The sequence below is a fragment of the Enterobacter sp. KB-280D8 genome, from assembly GCF_041399405.1.
In the GTDB taxonomy this organism is placed as follows: Bacteria; Pseudomonadota; Gammaproteobacteria; order Enterobacterales; family Enterobacteriaceae; genus Enterobacter; species Enterobacter cloacae_N.
Genome location: NZ_JBGKEC010000001.1, coordinates 198,552 through 216,196, shown reverse-complemented (window position 1 = coordinate 216,196; position 17,645 = coordinate 198,552). Strand labels below are relative to the sequence as shown.

16 protein-coding genes are annotated in these 17,645 nt (G+C 56.8%); 10 read left to right on the top strand and 6 right to left on the bottom strand.

The window, feature by feature from the left end; all coding sequences use genetic code 11:
• Positions 1-20 precede the first annotated feature (20 nt).
• The gene (gene tus, locus AB8818_RS01145) at positions 21-950 is read left to right on the top strand and encodes a DNA replication terminus site-binding protein (RefSeq protein ID WP_192981492.1); all 930 of its coding nucleotides are present in this window, start codon (positions 21-23) and stop codon (positions 948-950) included.
• Here the strand turns inward: tus and fumC are convergent, their stop codons facing one another.
• Positions 951-2,345, bottom strand: a complete 1,395-nt coding sequence (fumC, locus tag AB8818_RS01140) for a class II fumarate hydratase (RefSeq protein ID WP_192981495.1) — start codon at positions 2,343-2,345, stop codon at positions 951-953.
• 139 nt (positions 2,346-2,484) lie between these two features.
• The gene (fumA, locus tag AB8818_RS01135; RefSeq protein WP_061715401.1) at positions 2,485-4,131 is read right to left on the bottom strand and encodes a class I fumarate hydratase FumA; all 1,647 of its coding nucleotides are present in this window, start codon (positions 4,129-4,131) and stop codon (positions 2,485-2,487) included.
• Positions 4,132-4,330: 199 nt separating this feature from the next.
• On the opposite strand from fumA, the gene manA reads away from it, so the two are divergent.
• The gene (manA, locus tag AB8818_RS01130) at positions 4,331-5,506 is read left to right on the top strand and encodes a mannose-6-phosphate isomerase (RefSeq protein WP_192981497.1); all 1,176 of its coding nucleotides are present in this window, start codon (positions 4,331-4,333) and stop codon (positions 5,504-5,506) included.
• Between the two features lie 100 nt (positions 5,507-5,606).
• A complete protein-coding gene (locus AB8818_RS01125) occupies positions 5,607-7,139 on the top strand; it encodes a YdgA family protein (protein WP_116340333.1) in 1,533 nt (510 codons plus the stop codon).
• A 39-nt stretch (positions 7,140-7,178) separates the two neighbouring features.
• Here AB8818_RS01125 and AB8818_RS01120 read toward each other — a convergent pair whose 3' ends face one another.
• A complete protein-coding gene (locus AB8818_RS01120; RefSeq protein WP_192981499.1) occupies positions 7,179-8,033 on the bottom strand; it encodes an alpha/beta fold hydrolase in 855 nt (284 codons plus the stop codon).
• Between the two features lie 15 nt (positions 8,034-8,048).
• Positions 8,049-9,029 carry an MBL fold metallo-hydrolase gene (locus tag AB8818_RS01115; RefSeq protein WP_192981501.1) on the bottom strand — a complete coding sequence of 327 codons (981 nt, stop codon included), beginning with the start codon at positions 9,027-9,029 and terminating at the stop codon, positions 8,049-8,051.
• A gap of 106 nt (positions 9,030-9,135) precedes the next feature.
• Here AB8818_RS01115 and AB8818_RS01110 point away from each other — a divergent pair, with 106 nt between their 5' ends.
• Positions 9,136-10,032, top strand: coding sequence for a LysR family transcriptional regulator (locus AB8818_RS01110; protein ID WP_192981504.1), 897 nt, complete (start codon positions 9,136-9,138; stop codon positions 10,030-10,032).
• Between the two features lies 1 nt (position 10,033).
• Here the strand turns inward: AB8818_RS01110 and AB8818_RS01105 are convergent, their stop codons facing one another.
• On the bottom strand, positions 10,034-11,062 hold the full coding sequence (locus AB8818_RS01105) for a Mal regulon transcriptional regulator MalI (RefSeq protein ID WP_371199732.1): 1,029 nt from the start codon (positions 11,060-11,062) through the stop codon (positions 10,034-10,036).
• A 177-nt stretch (positions 11,063-11,239) separates the two neighbouring features.
• Between AB8818_RS01105 and malX the strand changes: the two genes are divergently transcribed.
• The 3 genes from malX (at position 11,240) to add (ending at position 15,151) form a co-directional block, all read left to right on the top strand.
• Positions 11,240-12,832: a maltose/glucose-specific PTS transporter subunit IIBC gene (gene malX, locus AB8818_RS01100; RefSeq protein WP_116340344.1), complete on the top strand. Its 1,593-nt coding sequence runs from the start codon at positions 11,240-11,242 to the stop codon at positions 12,830-12,832.
• A 48-nt stretch (positions 12,833-12,880) separates the two neighbouring features.
• Positions 12,881-14,053, top strand: coding sequence for a MalY/PatB family protein (locus AB8818_RS01095; protein ID WP_192981506.1), 1,173 nt, complete (start codon positions 12,881-12,883; stop codon positions 14,051-14,053).
• 96 nt (positions 14,054-14,149) lie between these two features.
• Positions 14,150-15,151 carry an adenosine deaminase gene (add, locus tag AB8818_RS01090; RefSeq protein ID WP_192981508.1) on the top strand — a complete coding sequence of 334 codons (1,002 nt, stop codon included), beginning with the start codon at positions 14,150-14,152 and terminating at the stop codon, positions 15,149-15,151.
• A 42-nt stretch (positions 15,152-15,193) separates the two neighbouring features.
• On the opposite strand, the gene AB8818_RS01085 is transcribed toward add, so the two are convergent.
• A complete protein-coding gene (locus AB8818_RS01085) occupies positions 15,194-16,234 on the bottom strand; it encodes an oxidoreductase (RefSeq protein ID WP_192981511.1) in 1,041 nt (346 codons plus the stop codon).
• A 241-nt stretch (positions 16,235-16,475) separates the two neighbouring features.
• Here AB8818_RS01085 and blr point away from each other — a divergent pair, with 241 nt between their 5' ends.
• From blr to AB8818_RS01070, 3 genes are all read left to right on the top strand, one after another.
• Positions 16,476-16,601, top strand: a complete 126-nt coding sequence (gene blr / locus AB8818_RS01080; protein WP_168733269.1) for a division septum protein Blr — start codon at positions 16,476-16,478, stop codon at positions 16,599-16,601.
• A 233-nt stretch (positions 16,602-16,834) separates the two neighbouring features.
• Complete coding sequence (ydgT, locus tag AB8818_RS01075) at positions 16,835-17,050, top strand: transcription modulator YdgT (protein WP_013096896.1); 216 nt, start codon at positions 16,835-16,837, stop codon at positions 17,048-17,050.
• Between the two features lie 86 nt (positions 17,051-17,136).
• Entirely contained in the window at positions 17,137-17,577 is a 441-nt protein-coding gene (locus AB8818_RS01070) for a DUF2569 domain-containing protein (RefSeq protein ID WP_023311379.1), read from the top strand.
• The last annotated feature ends 68 nt before the right edge of the window (positions 17,578-17,645 follow it).

Genomic DNA, 17,645 nt, shown 5'->3' with positions numbered 1-17,645 from the left:
TGTAACTAATGAGGGTGTTTATGGCAACTTACGATCTCATCGAACGGCTGAACAGCACGTTTCGGGAAATAGAACATGAACTACTGACCCTGACCGAGCGCTTGCAGGCCTGCCGTCTGCTGGCCGCGCGCGTCTTTACCCTGCCCGATGTGGCTAAAGGGGCCGAGCACGATCCGCTGGATGCCATCGAGGTCGAACAGCACATCGGCAATGCCGCTCTTGAACGGGCGCTGAAGCACTATCGTCGCCTGTTTATCCAACAGCAGTCAGAAAACCGCAGCAGTAAGGCCGCCGTGCGCCTGCCGGGCGTCATCTGTCTGCAAACCGATGCGACAACGCGTGAAGCGCTGGAAAGCCAGATTGCGCATATCAACACCCTGAAAGCGGCCTTTGAAAAGATCATCACCGAAGAGTCCGGCCTCGCGCCTGCCGCGCGGTTTGAGTGGGTGCACCGCCAGCTTCCGGGGCTGATTACTCTGAATGCCTACCGAACCCTGACGGTACTGCGTCACCCCGCCACGCTGCGCTTCGGCTGGGCGAATAAACACATCATCAAAAACTTCACCCGGGATGAGATTCTGGCGCAGCTGGAAAAAAGCCTGAAGACGCCGCGCACCGTCGCGCCGTGGTCGCGTGAACAGTGGATTGAGCGCCTGGAGCAGGAGTACCACAGCATCGCCTCGCTTCCGGCGGATACGCGCCTCAAGATAAAGCGGCCGGTGAAGGTGCAGCCTATCGCCCGAGTCTGGTATTCCGGTCAGCAAAAGCAGGTGCAGTATGCCTGCCCGACGCCGCTGATTGCGCTTTACGATGCCGACCAGGGCGCGGTGGTGCCCGATATTGGGGAACTGCTGAATTACGATGCTAAAAATGTTCAGCACCGTTACAGACCTCAGGCGCAGCCGCTACAGCTGATTATTCCGCGGCTGCACCTGTACGTGGCGGGATGATTATTTCAGGCTGCCGACCATCGCTTCCGGACGAACCCAGGCGTCAAACTCCGCCTCCGTGAGATAGCCCAGCGCCAGGGCGGAGGCTTTCAGCGTCAGCCCCTCTTTATGCGCTTTTTTAGCGATCTCCGCGGCTTTGTCATAGCCGATATGGGTATTGAGTGCGGTCACCAGCATCAGGGATTCATTGAGCAACTGGCTGATACGTTCGCGGTTGGGCTCAATCCCTACCGCACAGTGTTCGTTAAAGCTCTCCATCCCGTCCGCCAGCAGACGAACAGATTGCAGCACGTTGTGGATCACCATCGGGCGATAGACATTCAGCTCAAAGTTGCCGGACGCTCCGCCCATGTTGACGGCCACGTCATTGCCCATCACCTGACAACAGAGCATAGTCATGGCTTCGCACTGGGTCGGGTTCACTTTACCCGGCATGATAGAGCTGCCCGGCTCGTTTTCCGGGATGCTGATTTCGCCGATGCCGCAGCGCGGACCGGAAGCCAGCCAGCGCACGTCGTTGGCAATTTTCATCAGCGAGGCCGCCAGCCCCTTCAGCGCGCCGTGGGTATGGACCAGCGCATCGCAGGTCGCCAGCGCTTCGAACTTGTTGGGCGCCGTGACGAACGGCTGTCCGGTAATGCTTGCCAGCTCTTCCGCCACGCGTACCGCGTATTCGGGGTGGGTATTTAACCCGGTACCGACCGCCGTCCCGCCGAGCGCCAGCTCCGCCAGGTGCGGCAGGCTGTTCTCGATATGCTTCAGATTGTGCTCCAGCATCGCCACCCAGCCGGAAATCTCCTGGCCGAGGGTCAGCGGCGTGGCGTCCTGCAGGTGCGTACGGCCAATTTTGACGATGTCGCGGAAGGCCTGCGCTTTCTCGTTAAGCGTGGATTTCAGCACGTTGAGCTGCGGGATCAGCTGCTCGCGAATGGCAATTACCGCCGCCACGTGCATCGCCGTCGGGAAGACGTCGTTAGAGCTCTGGCTTTTGTTGACGTCATCGTTCGGGTGGACGTTACGCTCCATGCCGCGCACGCCGCCAAGCAGCTCGCTGGCCCGGTTCGCCAGCACTTCGTTCATGTTCATGTTGCTCTGGGTGCCGGAACCGGTCTGCCAGACAGCGAGGGGGAATTCATCGGGATGCTTGCCCGCCAGCACTTCGTCGGCGGCGTTGATGATAGCGGTGGCTTTATCGGCGTCCAGCAGGCCCAAATCCTGGTTCACTTTCGCGGCGGCGCGTTTGGTGAGCGCCAGCGCCTGAATCAGCGAGACGGGCATTTTTTCGGTCGAAATACGGAAGTGCTCCAGCGAACGCTGGGTTTGCGCGCCCCACAGCTTGTCGGCCGGAACCGCGATTGCGCCCATAGAATCTTTCTCATGGCGTACCGTTGTCATTACTTTCTCCTTGATAACAAAAGAGGGATTGCTCACATGCTTAAGGGATAAGTATTGATGACTTCTGAGAAACGTTATGGCGCTTTGTGCGCTCTTTTTGATGCCGGGTGGCGCTGGCGCCACCCGGCAATTTACAGAATTACTTCACGCACGCCGAACACTGGGACGACTGGATCTGTTTGAAGAAGTCGTTACCTTTGTCATCCACGAGGATAAACGCCGGGAAGTCTTCCACTTCAATTTTCCAGATCGCTTCCATACCCAGTTCCGGGTATTCCACGCACTCCAGGCTCTTGATGCTGCCCTGCGCGAGTACCGCCGCCGGTCCGCCGATGCTGCCGAGGTAGAAGCCGCCGTGCTTGTGGCAGGCGTCCGTCACCTGCTGGCTGCGGTTGCCTTTCGCCAGCATGATCATGCTGCCGCCGTTGGCCTGCAGCTGGTCAACGTACGAGTCCATACGCCCTGCCGTGGTCGGGCCTAACGAGCCAGAGGCGTAGCCTTCAGGCGTTTTCGCCGGGCCCGCGTAGTAGATCGGGTGATCTTTAATGTACTGCGGCAGCCCTTCACCGTTGTCCAGACGCTCTTTGAGCTTCGCATGCGCGATGTCGCGGCCCACGATAATCGTGCCGTTCAGGGAGAGGCGGGTCGAGACCGGGTACTGCGAAAGCTGCGCCAGAATCTCTTTCATCGGACGGTTCAGGTCAACGCGAACCGCTTCACCCTCACCCGCTTTACGCAGCTCTTCCGGGATGTATTTGCCCGGGTTGTTTTCCAGTTTTTCGATCCACACCCCTTCGCGGTTGATCTTGGCCTTGATGTTGCGATCTGCAGAACAGGAGACGCCCATCCCGACCGGACAGGATGCGCCGTGACGCGGCAAACGGATCACGCGTACGTCGTGGGCAAAGTATTTGCCGCCAAACTGCGCGCCGAGGCCCAGATTACGCGCCTCTTCCAGCAGCTCCTGCTCAAGCTGCACGTCACGGAATGCCTGGCCGTGCTCGTTACCTTCGGTAGGCAGGCCGTCATAGTATTTGGTTGAGGCCAGCTTGACGGTTTTCAGCGTGCTTTCCGCCGAGGTACCGCCGATCACGAAGGCAATATGGTACGGCGGGCACGCCGCGGTGCCGAGGGTGCGCATCTTCTCAACCAGGTAGTTCTTCAGCTTGCCCGGGGTGAGCAGCGCTTTGGTTTCCTGGTAGAGATAGGTTTTGTTGGCTGAACCGCCGCCTTTGGCGATACAGAGGAATTTGTACTCGTCACCGTCGACGCTGTAGAGATCGATCTGCGCGGGCAGGTTGGTACCGGTGTTGACCTCTTTGTACATATCCAGCGCCGCGTTTTGCGAATAGCGCAGGTTGTCTTCGGTGTAGGTGTTGTAGACGCCATGCGCCAGCGCCGCTTCATCACCGCCGCCGGTCCAGACGCGCTGGCCTTTTTTACCGACGATGATCGCCGTGCCGGTGTCCTGGCAGGTTGGCAGAATGCCTTTCGCCGCGATGTCTGAGTTACGAAGGAACTGCAGGGCAACGTATTTATCGTTCTCGCTGGCCTGCGGGTCGCTCAGGATATCGGCAACCTGCTGCTGGTGCGCAGGACGGAGCATAAACGAGGCGTCGTGGAAAGCATGCTGCGCCAGCAGCGTCAGCGCCTGCGGATCCACCTTGAGGATCTCTTGTCCTTCAAACTCAGAGACGGAGACGTGATCGCGGGTTAACAGGTAATACTCGGTCTGATCCTTGCTGAGGGGGAAAGGATCCTGATAATGGAAGGGTTTATTCGACATTGTTCTCTCACTTACTGCTTCGGTCTGTTTATTCAGGGCAGATGTTCCGCTGCCCGGCTTAAAAGCGAGTCAGCTTATCCTACACAATTTTTTAACAAAAACTGAGACTAGTACGACTTTTTACATCCACAGGTTACTTCCACGTGGTTTATTGCTTTAATACCCGGAGTTAATTCCACATTTGAATCAGGGCTTGATAATGCAAAAACTCATTAACTCAGTGCAAAACTACGCCTGGGGAAGTAAAACTGCGTTAACGGATCTCTACGGTATCGCGAACCCGAACAACCTGCCGATGGCGGAACTGTGGATGGGGGCGCACCCGAAGAGCAGCTCAAAAATTGAAGACGCCAGCGGCCAGGTTCGCAGCCTGCGTGACGTGATTGATGCCGATAAAGCCGCGCTGCTGGGCGACAAGGTGGCTCAGCGCTTCGGCGAACTGCCGTTCCTGTTTAAGGTGCTGTGCGCCGACCAGCCGCTCTCGATCCAGGTTCACCCGAACAAGAAAGCCTCTGAAATTGGCTTCGCGAAAGAGAACGCGGCGGGTATCCCGTTAGACGCCGCAGAGCGTAACTACAAAGATCCTAACCACAAGCCGGAGCTGGTGTTTGCGCTGACCCCGTTCCTGGCGATGAACGCGTTCCGCGAGTTTTCAGAGATTATTTCCCTGCTGCAGCCGGTCGCGGGTGCCAACAAGGCTATCGCCCACTTCCTCGAAAACCCGAACGCAGACGCGCTGAGCCAGCTGTTCGCCAGCCTGCTGAATATGCAGGGTGAAGAGAAATCTCACGCGCTGGCGCTGCTGAAAGCGGCCCTGGACAGCCAGCAGGGTGAGCCGTGGGAGACCATCCGCCTGATTTCCGAATTCTACCCGGACGACAGCGGCCTGTTCTCCCCTCTGCTGCTGAACGTGGTGAAGCTGAACCCGGGCGAAGCGATGTTCCTGTTTGCCGAAACCCCTCACGCCTATCTGCAGGGCGTGGCACTGGAGGTGATGGCCAACTCCGACAACGTGCTGCGCGCGGGTCTGACGCCGAAATACATCGACATCCCTGAGCTGGTTGCCAACGTGAAGTTTGTGGCGAAGCCTGCCGCGGAGCTGCTGACTCAGCCGGTGAAAAACGGCGCAGAGCTGGACTTCCCGATTCCGGTTGAGGATTTTGCGTTTTCTCTGCATGACCTGAGCCATGCTGAGACCGCCATTGCGCAGGAGAGCGCGGCGATCCTGTTCTGCGTGGAGGGCGAAGCGACGCTGCATAAAGGCGAACAGCGTCTGGTGCTTAAGCCCGGTGAGTCAGCATTCGTTGCAGCCAATGAGTCTCCGGTTAGCGTAAGCGGCGCCGGTCGCCTGGCGCGCGTTTTTAATAAGCTTTAAGCACTTACTGAATTTTTTAACAACTCTTGCTAAGCTAGTTGCAGGCTTAATATCTCCGGGCGGTTTTTTACCGCCTGGTTTCATTTTAGGGATAGTCGCAATGAAAAAATCGGTCGTAGCGGTTGGAGTGATTGTAGCGTTAGGCGTGGTCTGGACGGGTGCCTCCTGGTTTACCGGGAAACAGCTGGAAAGCCGTCTGGCTGAGATGGTGGCACAGGCTAACGGAGAAATTAAGCGCAGCGCGCCGGAGGCGGGTCTGGAGCTGAGCTATCAGAACTATCAGCGCGGCGTGTTTACCAGCCGTATGCAGCTGGTGGTGAAGCCGGTGGCCGGGGCGGCAAACGGCTGGCTGAAGCCGGGCCAGAGCGTGGTGCTAGATGAAGTGGTAAGCCACGGTCCGCTGCCGCTGGCGCAGCTGAAGTCGTTTAACCTGATCCCGTCCATGGCGTCCGTTCATACCGTGCTGGTGAATAACGACGTCACTAAACCGCTGTTTGACCTGGCAAAGAATGAGTCACCTTTCGACATTAATACCCGTATTAGCTACTCCGGTGATACCAGCTCTGATATCGCGCTGAAAGCGCTGAACTACGAGAAAGAGAACGAGAAAGTCGCCTTCAGCGGCGGTCATTTCAAACTTGATGCAGATCGGGATGGCAACGTCTTCTCCATGACGGGTGAAGCGGAAAGTGGCCTGGTCAACGCCGTGAACGAATATAATCAGAAGGTTCAGCTCACCTTCAACAACCTGAAAGCCGACGGCAACAGCCGTATGACCGACTTTAAAGAGCGTATCGGCGACCAGAAGCTCTCCGTTGATAAGATTGCTATCGCAATTGAAGGGAAAGAGATGGCCGTGCTGGAAGGCATGGACGTTAACGGTAAATCCGACGTATCTAAAGACGGTAAGAGCATCAACACCCAGCTGGATTACACCCTGAAGAGCCTGAAAGTGCAGAATCAGGATCTGGGCACCGGCAAGCTGTCGCTGAAGATCGGCAATATCGACGGTCAGGCGTGGCACGAGTTTAGCCAGAAATATAGCAAAGAGAGCCAGGCGCTGCTGACCGACGCCGCGCTGCAGCAGAACCCTGAGGTGTACCAGCAGCAGGCGATGGCGGTGCTGTTCAATAACCTGCCGATCCTGCTGAAAGGCGAGCCGGTGGTCACCGTTGCGCCGCTGAGCTGGAAAAACAGCAAAGGCGAAACCAGCTTTAACCTGTCGCTGTTCCTGAAAGATCCTGCAGCCGCAACGGGTGAACCGCAGACGCTGGCGCAGGAAGTGGATCGTAGCGTGAAGTCGCTCGACAGCAAGCTGACCATCCCGATGGATATGGCGACCGAGTTTATGACCCAGATTGCGAAGCTGGAAGGCTACGGCGATGAAGATGCCGGCAAGCTGGCGAACCAGCAGGTGAAAGGTCTGGCGGCCATGGGCCAGATGTTCCGCATCACGAAGGTGGATAACAACACGATTTCTACCAGCCTGCAGTACGCCAACGGCCAGGTCACGCTCAACGGCGACAAAATGCCGCTGGAAGAGTTTGTCGGCATGTTTGGTATGCCAACGCTGGGGATGCCGGAACCGGCTGAACCGGCAGCGCCAGCCGACCCGGCGGCACCGCAGCAGTAAACAACAAAACCCCTCGCATGAGGGGTTTTTTTATTACCGTTATCCCTTCCATCCCTGCAGGAAATCCAACAGCAGTGCGTTAACTTTCTCAGGCTGTTCCTCCTGAGGCAGATGGCCGCACTCGTCGATACCGTACGCCCGAAGGTTATCCGCCATTTCAGCCCAGACGCTTTGCATATCGAAGAGCTTGCCGACCGCATGAAAATCATTGCCCCACAGCGACATTACCGGACACGCGATTTTCACGTCAGCGTCGGCAAGATCCTGCGCCACATCTTCTGCGTTGGCGCGATAGTCAGCCATCGCGCCTCGCACGGCTCCGGGTGCCTGATACGCCCGAACATAGGTATCAAACGCCTCGCCGCTGATGGTTGACGGATCGTAGGTCCAGTCCGAGAAAAAGTGGCGCAGCCAGATATTTTCTCGACCTGCAATCAGCGCTTCCGGGAGATCGGGCACGAGATGGAACAGGAAGAACCAGTATGCGCGGGCGATGGACGCATTCAAATCGCGCGCCACAATGCGCGTTGGCACGTTATCCATCACCACCAGACGATCCACCAGCTCAGGGTAATCTTTTGCGAACCGCGTCGCGACGCGCGCGCCGCGATCGTGCCCCACCAGCACCACCTTCTGTAAATCCAGCGCACGCATCAGCTCCCGTATGTCCCGCGCCATGTTCCGTTTATCATAGCCAGAAGCCGGTTTATCCGTTTCGCCATATCCTCGTAAATCCGGCGCGATTACGCGGTAGTGCCGGGACAATACCGGTATCTGGAAGCGCCAGGCATAGTTTGTTTCAGGAAAACCGTGCAGGAGAATAACCGGCGCGCCTTCACCCTCTTCAACCACAAACTGGCGGATGCCGTTTGCCGTTACGGTGTAACTTTTCATGGTCGTAACCTCACTTTATTTCAGCAGAGGCACGTTGGCCGCACGTTGATAAGGACCGTAATTTACAGGGTTCCAGCTATATCCCTGCTGCCAGGCGGTGATATGCCCAATACCGGGGAAAGGCAGATGCGCTGCAGCCATCCACTCACCGTCTTTCGCCAGCGCGTTAAACTCCTGCGCCCGGGACGAGATGGCTTTTTTCGAATCGACATCAAAGCGAATAGATACTTCAGGATGCGGGAACTGAACGGCAGGCGCATGGATCAGATCCCCAATGAAGTTAATAGCCGTTCCCTGGGACGCAAAGCGATAAACGGTACTGCCAGGCGTATGACCAACGGCATAGGCCGTCTGGGCTTCCGGGATAGGCGAAGCTGGCGGAACGAAGGTTTTAAGGTGTCCTGACGCTTTATACTCAGATAACGCTTTTCGGGCGATAGCGAAATACTCCCTCGCATTAGCCGGCGCGCTCGCTTCTTTTGCCGGATCGAGCCAGTAGTCGGCCTCCCCCTGCGGTACGTAGACGGTCGCATTGGGGAACAACGCTTTACCGTCCGCGTCGCTCAGGCCACAAACATGATCAAGATGAAGATGCGTCAGGAAAATGGTATCAACCTGCTCAGGACGATAGCCTGATGCTTTCATATTGTTGACCAGCTGGCCGGCCGTTTGTGGCACGCAGTGTCCCGCTCCGCTGTCAATCATGACCAGATGTTTCCCGGTATTAACCAGGAAAGCGTTAAACGCGGTCGGCATGCGTTCGGCATCAATTTTATTCTGATCCAGCAGCTTACGAACCTTGTCGCCTGAAAGCCCGTGTAGTAATGACGGCGAAAGGTCATTATAGCCGTCGAACAGCGCCGTGACCTCGTATTCCCCTACCGCCAGACGATAATAGCCGGGGACCTGCTGTTTCACCTGCGCAGGTGCGTCAGCCCAGGCGGCACTTACCAGGAACAGGCTGCTGAATGCCAGAACCGTTTTCAACTTTTTCATCTTCACTCCAGATTCATGTTTTCAGGATGTGAAGAGACTATGGCAGCACAACGATAAATACTGTAGATATGTACTTTGATAAGGCAGCGTAACGAAAAACGATATAATGAAGCTTGAAGACGTTGAAGTGTTTGTCGAAGCCATTAAGGCAGGTAGCCTGGCGGGCGCCGCGCGTCGGCTCTCAATGAGTGCCATGGCGGCGTCACGGTCTCTTAATAATCTTGAGGCTGAGCTGGGTGTCAGGCTGGTGCATCGCACCACGCGCTCCCTCTCACCCACGAGCGATGGGGAGGTTTTTTTGCCTCATGCACAGGCGTTGCTGGAAGATAAAAATAACGCGCTTGCCGATCTGTTTCCCGATGGTACGCACCTGTCCGGACGCCTTCGCATTACCGCCTCAGCGGCGTTTGGCCGCAAGATCGTCGCGCCAATGCTGCCGCTGTTTATGCAGCAACATCCGGCCCTGCAGGTCGACCTGCTGGCAACCGATGATCAGATTGATATTGTCGGGAAAGGCATAGACGTCGCGTTACGCATTGCCCCGCTGCGCGATAACCGGTTGGTTGCACACCGCATCTGTGATAATCCCCGCGAGCTTTGCGCCAGCGCGGAGTATCTGGCTGCGTACGGTTCGCCGAAATTACTTAACGATCTGGCTGGACATAGCTGCCTGACCATCTCAGATACGACACACTGGTCATTTGAAAAGGGTGAACAGCGCTACAAACAAAAGGTGTCAGGCCGATTCTCGGCTAACTCGATTGAGGCAATTTTCGAGGCTTGCCAGGGAGGACTCGGCATCGCAAATTTATCTCGCTGGTACGTAGAGCCTGCAATTACAGAGGGTAAACTCGTGCGGATCGTCCTTGAAGATGCTCAGCCGGAATCGCTGGCCATTTGGGCTGTTTACCCGACTTCTCGCCTGATCCCGGTAAAAGTGCGAAAATTTATAGAGGCACTGGAGACACAGCTGACGCTCAACCCGCTTACGCGGCAGAGCTGATTTACTTCACCGTCACCAGCCGCGCCGCCACAATCTGGTGCCCGGCCTGGACATCCGTATTGTCGATGCGCTGCATGATCCTGTCCGCCAGGGTATAGCCCATCTCCCGCGCTGGGGTCGTGGCCCAGACGATCGGCAGATCGTCCAGCGCGTTTTCACCGACGTCGGCGAACGCCCCCAGCGCCACCTGGTGGCCGAAGAAGGTTTCAACGCCCCCTTCACCGCTCTGACGCCCGGCGCGGATCAGGCCAAACCACGCGCCCATGGCAATTACATCGTTGTAGCAAATTACGGCGCTGATCGTCGGGCTGCTTCGCAGCAGTGCCCCAATCGCTTCCGCCGCTTTCTTCTGGCTGGATTCGCACTCCACGACCCATTCACTGTGGAACGGCAGGCCGTATTTAATCAGCGTCGCGCAGTAGCCGCCGACCCGTTCGGCGCGCGTCAGGGACGAGCTTTTGCCGCCCAGCCAGGCAATGCGCTGATGGCCGCGACGAATAAGATGCTCGGTCAGCATTTGCGCAGCCTGCATGTTATCCGGGCGCAGCGTATCGGCTTCATCACGGTAGCTGGCGCGTGAAGCAAACACCAGCGGCACGCCTTTTTCAGCGGCACGCTCGCACAGCTCGCTGCCCACGCCCGACGCCCCGGCGACGATCACCCCGTCCACTCCCTGATTCAGCAGCATATCGAGCCGGGAGAGAAGCTGCCCGGCCTCGCGCCCGCCGTGCAGCAGAAAGACCATCCGCCCCTGCGCTTCAAGTGCTTCGGTTAAGCCGGCAGTGAGCTCCGCATAGAACGGTGACGTCAGGTCACGGACAATCAGGCCAATCACCCCGCTTTGCCCGCCGCGCAGCGCCGACGCCTGGCGGTTTCGCACAAAGCCCAACTGCTCAACCGCCTCGTTCACCCGCTGACCGGTCGCGGGAGAGATGCGCCCTTTTCCGCTCAGTACCAGAGAAACGGTGCTGACGGAAACCCCCGCCGCCAGCGCGACATCGTTGATGGTGACTTTTTTCGCTACAGCCATGTGTCGGCGTGACTCCCTGAAATGAGATAGGTAAAACGTTTTATCAATACATTATCTTTATACTACCAGTCAAAGCCTGAGAATGTGATTCAGCGCGCACTAAACTTTGATAAAACGTTTTATCTTCTCGCAGCATTGAAGCAGATAAACTGATTTTAACAATAAAGGAGTCGTTTTATGACGGCGAAAGCGGCACAAAAAATATCGCTGTGGGAGTTTTTCCAGCAACTGGGTAAAACCTTTATGCTCCCCGTGGCACTCCTCTCATTCTGCGGGATCATGCTCGGGATCGGCAGTTCGCTAAGCAGTAAAGACGTCATCACGCTGATCCCGTTCCTCGGTACCCCTGTGCTTCAGGCGATCTTTATCTGGATGAGTAAGGTCGGCTCCTTCGCGTTTAGCTTCCTGCCCGTGATGTTCTGCATCGCCATCCCGCTGGGCCTGGCCCGCGAGAACAAAGGCGTCGCGGCGTTTGCCGGGTTTGTGGGTTACGCCGTGATGAACCTGGCGGTTAACTTCTGGCTGACCGCGAAAGGCATTCTGCCGACCACCGACGCTGCCGTGCTGAAGGCTAACAACATCCAGAGCGTGATTGGTATCCAGTCTATTGATACCGGGATCCTCGGGGCGGTGATCGCGGGGGTCATTATCTGGATGCTGCACGAGCGCTTCCACAATATCCGCCTGCCGGATGCCCTGGCCTTCTTCGGCGGTACCCGCTTCGTGCCGATCGTCACTCTGGTGGTCATGGGTCTGTTCGGCCTGATCATTCCGCTGATCTGGCCGGTCTTTGCGATGGGCATCAACGGCATTGGCCGCATCATCAACGGCGCGGGCGATTTTGGTCCGATGATCTTTGGCACCGGCGAACGTCTGCTGCTGCCGTTTGGCCTGCAGCATATCCTGGTGGCCCTGATTCGCTTCACCGAAGCGGGCGGCACCATGGAAGTGTGCGGTCACGACGTGAGCGGTGCGCTGACCATCTTCCAGGCGCAGCTGAGCTGCCCGACCACCCACGGCTTCTCCGAAAGCGCCACCCGCTTCCTGTCTCAGGGCAAAATGCCGGCCTTCCTCGGCGGCCTGCCGGGTGCCGCGCTGGCGATGTACCACTGTGCGCGCCCGGAAAACCGTCATAAAATTAAAGGGCTGCTGATTTCCGGCGTGATTGCCTGCGTCGTCGGCGGCACCACCGAGCCTATCGAATTCCTGTTCCTGTTTGTTGCGCCGGTGCTGTATCTCATTCACGCGCTGCTGACCGGTCTGGGCTTCACCGTGATGGCGGTGCTGGGCGTCACCATCGGCAACACCGACGGTAACGTGATTGACTTCGTGGTGTTCGGGATCCTGCACGGTCTGTCCACCAAGTGGTATCTGGTGCCGGTCGTGGCGGCTATCTGGTTCGCGGTGTACTACGGTATCTTCCGCTTCGCCATCACCCGCTTTAACCTGAAAACGCCGGGCCGCGATACTGATACGGCCACCAGCGTTGAGCAGGCGGTTACCGGTACCGTGGGCAAATCCGGGTATAACACCCCAGCCATTCTGGCGGCGCTGGGCGGTGCGGATAACATCACCTCACTGGACAACTGCATTACCCGCCTGCGCCTGTCGGTGGCGGATATGGCAAAAGTGGATACCAACGCCCTGAAGGCCAACCGGGCCATCGGCGTGGTACAGTTAAACCAGCACAATTTGCAGGTAGTTATCGGCCCGCAGGTTCAGTCAGTGAAGGATGAGCTGGCCACCCTGATGCGAACAGTAGAAGCCTGATGCCTCAACCCCCTCTCATGAGGGGGTTTTACTTTAAGGATTTACGTCATGTTTGATTTTTCTACCGTCGTGGATCGACACGGCACCTGGTGTACGCAGTGGGACTACGTCGCCGACCGCTTTGGCGCGGCGGATTTGCTGCCCTTCACCATCTCAGATATGGATTTCGCCACCGCCCCCTGCATAACCGACGCGCTGCATCAGCGCATTAACCACGGCGTGCTGGGCTACAGCCGCTGGAAGAACGACGAGTTTCTCGCTGCCGTCGCGCACTGGTTCCGGCAGAGCTTCAACAGCCCGATTGATACGGAAACCGTCGTTTATGGACCTTCCGTCATCTACATGGTGTCAGAGCTGATTCGCCTCTGGTCAAAGCCCGGTGACGGCGTGGTGGTTCACACCCCGGCGTACGATGCGTTTTTTAAGGCCATTGAGGGCAATTCGCGCCTTGTGGTGCCCGTTGAGATGGAGAAACAGGCGGCAGGCTGGCAGGGCAATATGGCGGCGCTTGAAGCGGCGCTGGCGAAATCGGAAAACAAAATTTTGCTACTGTGCAGCCCGCAAAACCCAACCGGAAAAGTATGGACGCGTGAAGAATTGACCCATATGGCGGAGCTTTGCGCACGCTATGACGTGGCGGTTATCAGCGATGAAATTCATATGGACATGGTGTGGGGCGCGCATCGCCACACCCCGTGGAACGCGGTGGCGCGCGGCAAATGGGCGCTTCTCACCTCCGGCTCGAAAAGCTTTAATATTCCGGCGCTGACGGGCGCATACGGCCTGATTGGCGATGAAGAGAGCCGCGACGGCTATCTCAGCGCGCTAAAAGGCCGGGATGGACTCTCTTCTCCTTCCGTACTGGCGCTGACGGCCCATATTGCCGCCTACCAGCAGGGAGAGCCGTGGCTGGATGCCTTACGGCGTTATCTGGAGGAGAATCTGCTGTACGTCGCGCAGGAAGTAAACAGTGCTTTTCCGAAACTGAACTGGCAGCCGCCGGAAGCAACCTATCTGGCCTGGATCGACCTGCGCCCGCTGAACATTGACGACAGAGCGCTGCAAAAAGTACTGATCGAGCAGCAAAAAGTCGCCATCATGCCGGGATACACGTACGGAAACGAAGGTAACGGCTTCGTGCGGCTGAACGCCGGCTGTCCGCGCAGCAAGCTGGAACAAGGGGTTCAGCGCCTCATCGCCGGGATCAACACGCTGCTGTAATTTGTTTGCGCAACGGAATTTTCCCTTGCGCAAATAGCTTTTTACCCCGTTTTGTTTTTATAATATGGCGCACTTTAACCAGAAAAGAGTGCGACCATGATTGATACACGCCTGCCTTTAACTGATATTCATCGTCACCTTGACGGTAACATTCGTGCCCAAACCATCCTCGATCTTGGCCGCCAGTTCAATTTAACGCTTCCTGCGCAGACGCTTGAGTCGCTGATCCCTCACGTACAGGTGACCTCCAATGAACCGGATCTGGTCAGCTTCCTGAGCAAGCTCGACTGGGGCGTGAAGATGCTGGCCTCGCTGGATGCCTGTCGCCGCGTGGCGTTTGAGAACATTGAAGATGCGGCACGTAACGGCCTGCATTACGTCGAGCTGCGCTTCTCGCCGGGCTACATGGCGATGACCCACAGCCTGCCCGTTGCAGGCGTGGTGGAAGCCGTCATTGAAGGCGTCCGCGAAGGGTGTAAAACCTTCGACGTTCAGGCCCGTCTTATCGGTATTATGAGCCGTACGTTCGGTGAAGCCGCCTGCCTGCAGGAGCTGGAAGCGCTGCTGGCCCATCGCGATGCCATCACCGCCGTCGACCTCGCCGGTGACGAGCTGGGCTTCCCCGGCAGCCTGTTCCTCTCCCACTTCAACCGCGCGCGCGATGCCGGCTGGCACATTACCGTGCATGCGGGGGAAGCAGCGGGCCCGGAAAGCATCTGGCAGGCCATCCGCGAGCTGGGCGCCGAGCGTATCGGCCACGGCGTGAAGGCGGTAGAAGATCGCGCCCTGATGGATTTCCTGGCGGAGCAGCGTATCGGGATTGAGTCATGCCTGACGTCCAACATTCAGACCAGCACCGTGGCAACGCTGGCGCAGCATCCGCTGAAAACGTTCCTTGAGCACGGCGTGCTGGCCTCGCTAAACACGGACGATCCGGCGGTCCAGGGCGTGGATATCATCCACGAGTACAACATTGCGGCATCGCAGGCAGGTCTGAGCCGCGAGCAGATCCGTCAGGCGCAGGTTAATGGGCTGGAAATAGCCTTCCTGACGCCTGCAGAGAAGCAGGCGCTGCGAGATAAAGTGGCGCGCGGTTAACGCGCTGCCGGGTAGCGCTGGCGCTTACCCGACTTACAAAAATTATGCCAGACAAAGCGTTGCGCGATGTTTGGCAGATTCAATCCCCAGCTCTATCAGTTCCATAATCTGAATCGCCTGGCTGGCCGGAACCGGGTTTTCCCCCGTTCCGTTCAGCGCATCGCGGATGGCTGCATAATAAGCCGGATAGTTACCCGGTATCGTCAGTAGCGTTTCTTCGACCCGTTCCTCACCTTCTGCCCGCGTCACGACGCCGTCGCGCATATCATAGCCCCAGTCTTCCTGCGGCAGACGTTCACCGTTTTTAAGCCGGTCTTCCTGCGGATCGAGGCCGAACTTCACGTAGCTCCCGCGCGTGCCGTGAATGATATAGCGGGCAGATTCCGCAGCCGCGACCATCGTGCCGTGCAGCACAACCCGGCGCTGCGGGTAACTGAGCACCGCGTGGAAGTAATCGGTTGTCTGTGCCCCGGGCCTGAGCTGGGCCAGATCGACCGTCATGCTCACCGGCAGACCAAACAGATTAACGGCCTGGTCCAGCAGATGCGGGGCTAAATCGTACCAGATGCCGCTGCCCGGACCGGCCTGCTCGCGCCAGCGGTTTCTTACCTGCGGGCGAAAGCGGTCAAAGTGCGATTCAAAAAAAACGATCTCCCCTAACGTACCCTCACCGAGAAGCGTTTTTACCGTCAGAAAATCGCTGTCCCAGCGGCGGTTATGGTAAACGGACAGCACCCTTCCCAGGCTTTTTGCCAGCGCCTCCAGCTCACGCGCCTGTGACAACGTCACGGTGAAAGGTTTATCAACAATGACGTGCTTTCCCGCTTCCAGCGCAGCTTTCGCCAGCGGGAAGTGCGTGTCGTTAGGCGTGGGGATAACAATTAAATCGATATTCGGATCGTTGAAGAGATGTTTTGGCTCAGAGACAACCGGCACAGCGGGCCAGTCAGCGTGGACTTTAGCAGCGTCGCTGCTGGATACCGCAGCCAGCGCCATCCCCGGAGTCCCGGCTATCAGAGGAGCATGAAACGTTTTGCTCGCGTACCCGTAGCCTATAAGCCCGACGCGGATGTTATCACTCATCGTGTTGTCCTCTTTTTGCGTTTCTTATTTCATACTGGCCTGTCTGGCATTGCCCTCATTAATAATGAGCCATGGCGTTTAAAATAGCAGGCTGTAGCGGTTATTTTTGTTACATAGTATTAACCTTCTGATTTTGTTTAAGGGAATCGTTCCCAAAGCGCTTGCCGTCAGAGAAACAGCGCTGTAACATTTGCGCCCTGTATTTATGGATAAATTACAACAGCAAATCATGGCATCAATTATTAATCGAATCATTGAATTAGCGGGATGGATTGTTCTTGGGGTTTCGGTCATTTTGCTCGGCGTAGCCAGCCATATTGATAACTACCAGCCGCCGGAGCCTGCTGCCGTCACCCATCCTAAGTAACCGGTTGCTGCGATAAAGAGTGACATAATATGTCAGTTTCATATTGCCAGCCCTGGTGAACGCGGTTAACCTTCTCTTCCAGGCATCGCCTTCGGTGCCTGAATTTCAGCAAAGAAAACTCCTAATTTCGTCGCGTTACCTGAGTGGGCTGTTTACGTCTTTATTAATCCGTTTATTATTCGACCGAATTACCTTAACTGGTATTACTCACTTTTATATGGAAACTTATTAATATGACAGTTCAGGACTATTTATTAAAATTTCGCAAGATCAATTCGCTTGAGAGCCTGGAAAAACTGTTTGACCATCTGAACTACACCCTGTCGGATAATCAGGACATTATCAATATGTATCGCGCCGCTGACCACCGCCGTGCGGAGCTGGTCTCCGGCGGACGCTTGTTCAACGTCGGCGAGGTGCCGAAGTCCGTATGGCGCTACGTTTTATAAGAAAGTAGCCATCCGCGCGAAATGTTATATACTCTCCGCCCTGCAAACTGGCTGTACAACATTTCGCGCAGATAATGGGAGAGTTCATGACCGCAACGCCTGGAGAACGCATCGGAGGCTGGTTAATCGCCCCACTGGCATGGCTGCTGGTTGCCTTATTAAGCGCATCGCTTGCGCTGCTGCTTTATACCACCGCATTGATTACCCCTCACGCCATCCAGACCCTGATGTCGCAAAGCGTGCTGAATATAGCAATGTGGTTTGTGTCGTTCGTTTTCGCGATTGGGATGTGGTACTACACCCTGTGGCTGACCATCGCCTTCTTTAAGCGCCGCAAGAGCGTGCCTAAGCACTATATTATCTGGCTGCTCATTTCGGTTCTGCTGGCGGTTAAAGCGTTTGCTTTCTCGCCCGTGTCTGACGCGCTTGCTGTCCGCCAGCTGCTTTTCCCGTTACTGGCTGCGGCGCTGCTGGTGCCCTATTTCAAGCGTTCAACGCGTGTGAAAAACACCTTCGTGAACCCGTAATAACCTTACAGATAACCTGTTGTCGCCTGACCCGGTTTGTCCGATAATAGGCGGCTTTTTTATTTCAG